Below are 2,667 nucleotides of genomic sequence, written 5' to 3'. Positions count from 1 at the left end.
ACGCCCCCCACACGCCGGGCGTGTGCGGGGCGGCACCGGGGGTGTGGGGCGCGTACGGTGCGGCGCCCGGCGTGTGGGGGGCGTACGGCGTGTGGGGCGCGCCGGGTGTGTTCGGGGTGTTGCCGCCCTGGGCGGCGGCCACCTGGCCGGGCGGGGCGCCGACCGCGTAGCCGTGCGGGGTACCGGCGGTCGCGTGTCCGCCGGGTCCGCCCGGTCCACCGGCCGCGGCGGGGCCGAAGGCCTCCGGGGCCGACGAGGGGGTGGCTCCCCAGCCGGCCGGCGATGACGGGCCGCCCGCGGGCGTGACCCGCTCCAGCCCGCGGGCCACGGCCTCCGGCGACAGCCGCCGTACCGGGTCCTTGATGAGCAACCCGTGGAGCACGGGCGCCAGTTCACCGGCGCGGGCGGGCGGTGCGGGCTCCTCGCCCAGCAGGGCGGTGAGGGTCGCGTACTCGCCGTGCCGGTCGAAGGGGCCGCGGCCCTCGACGGCCGCGTACAGCGTGGCGCCGAGGGAGAACATGTCGGCGGCGGGTGTCGGCGGCTCGCCGCGCGCCCGCTCGGGCGCCAGATAGCCGGGCGTGCCGAGGATGCCGGCGGTCGCGGTGAGCCGCGGTTCGCGGGACTCCGGCTGGAGCGCGATGCCGTAGTCGGTGAGCAGCACGCGGGCGTAGGGGTCGCCGGAGGCGTCGGCGGCCAGCAGGATGTTGGCCGGTTTCACATCGCGGTGGAGGATGCCGATCCGGTGCCCCGCGGTGAGCGCGTCGAGGACGGCGAGCCCGATCCGGGCGACCTGCTCGGGCGCGAGGGGCCCCCGCTGCCGGACGACGGCCTGGAGGTCGACGGCGTCCGGCACGTACTCCATGACGATCCACGGCAGGCCCTCGTGCAGCACCACGTCATGGACCGTCGCCACATGGGGGTGGCCGCGCAGACGCGCGGCGTGCCGGGCCTCGCTGCGGGCCCGGGCGATGCGCTGGGCGGGCTCGCTCGCGTCCATCGGGACGTCGGGCAGGGAGATCTCCTTCATGGAGACCTCGCAGGCCAACTCCTCGTCGTACGCGAGCCAGACCCGGCCCATGCCGCCCGCGCCCAGCGTGCGCAGCAGGCGGTAGCGGCCGTTGATGATCCTTCCCTGGCCCTGCTCCGGCGTATCCCCCGCCATCGCGATCCCCCGATCCCCCAGAGACAGCGCGTGCCTCCCCCGAGGCCACGTCGAATCCGTCTCTTGAAAATAGCTTCGCACGCACCACCGACAGGAGACCTTTTACGGATCAATCCAGCCAGACCGGACACATGCGACCCAGAGGCATGAAGGCGCCCCGTCCGTTACTCGAACAGGCCGCCCGAACATGTCCTCGGCGGGCCACCGGGCGGCCTCAGGAGGTCAGCCCGACGGAGCCGCCACCTCGGGGACCGGTTCGGCGAAGCCGCCACCTCAGGAGGCCGGTTCGGCGAAGCCGCCGCCTCGGGGGGCTGGTTCGGCGAAGCCGCCGCCTCAGGAGGCCGGTTCGAGGAAGCCCTGCTCGACGAGGAGCCGGATCTGGACCGGCGTCCGGTCGCGCAGCGCCACCGGGTCCTCGCCCACGAGCTGCGCGATGGCGTCCAGAATCCGCCCCGCGCTGAGCGAGCCGTCGCACACACCCGCGAATCCGGCGCCGACCGTGTCCACCTTCGTGGCCCGGCGCATCCCGCGGTTCTGCCGCAGCACCACGTGCTCGGGGTCCTCGGCGCCGGGCAGTCCGACCTGTTCCTGGACGACCTCGGAGGCGAGCCGGAAGTGCGCGCCGAGGAGCGCGGCGTCGTCGGCGGCCCGCAGGTAGTCGACGCGCGCGAAGTGGGCCCGCACCGTCTCGCCGAGCGGCTGTTCGACCGGATGCGGCCATTCCTCGACGGTGATCGAGGGCTCGTCGTCGGCCGCGGCCGACTTGCGCAGCGTGATCCAGCCGAACCCGACGCCCTTGACCTTGCGCGCCTCGAACTCGTCCAGCCACGCGTCGTACCGGGCCTGGTACTCGGTCGCGTCACCGCGGTGGTCGCCCGCGTCCCGCAGCCACAGCTCCGCGTACTGCGTGACGTCCTGGACCTCCCGCTGCACGATCCACGCGTCGCAGCCGCGCGGCACCCACGACCTGAGCCGCTCCTGCCAGTCCTCCCCCGCCACGTGCTGCCAGTTGGCGGGAACTGCGCGAACCCGCCCTCGTTGAGCCGCTCCCCGGCCCGCTGCACGAGGGTGCGGCAGAGGTCGTCGCCGCCCATGCCGCCGTCGCGGTAGGTGAGTCGCGCGCCGGGCGAGATCACGAACGGCGGGTTGGACACGATGAGGTCGTACGTCTCGTCGTCCGCGAGCGGCTCGAAGAGCGAGCCCTGCCGCAGATCGGCCGCCGGTGCTCCGGACAGCGCCAGCGTGAGCGCCGTGATGTGGAGCGCGCGCGGGTTGAGGTCGGTCGCCGTCACGCGGGTGGCGTGCTGGGCGGCGTGCAGCGCCTGGATGCCGGAGCCGGTCCCGAGGTCGAGCGCGGAGCCGACCGGCGTCCGCACGGTGATGCCGGCGAGGGTCGTGGAGGCGCCGCCGACGCCCAGGACCACGCCCTCGTCCTTGCTGCCGACGCCCCCGGCCCCGCCGACCGCGCACCCCAGGTCGGACACGATGAACCAGTCCTCGCCGGC

Annotated in this window: 1 protein-coding gene and 1 pseudogene; both read right to left on the bottom strand. The window is 74.8% G+C overall.

The window, feature by feature from the left end; translation table 11 throughout:
* A partial coding sequence (locus AOK15_RS28470; protein ID WP_157870396.1) for a serine/threonine-protein kinase occupies positions 1-1,162 on the bottom strand: 1,162 nt, incomplete at its 3' end.
* Positions 1,163-1,495: 333 nt separating this feature from the next.
* Positions 1,496-2,667: pseudogene (locus AOK15_RS28465) on the bottom strand (methyltransferase); the annotation flags it as partial.

The organism is Streptomyces ossamyceticus, assembly GCF_001418475.1.
In the GTDB taxonomy this organism is placed as follows: domain Bacteria; phylum Actinomycetota; class Actinomycetes; order Streptomycetales; family Streptomycetaceae; genus Streptomyces; species Streptomyces ossamyceticus.
This window is presented reverse-complemented; position numbering and strand designations above follow the sequence as displayed.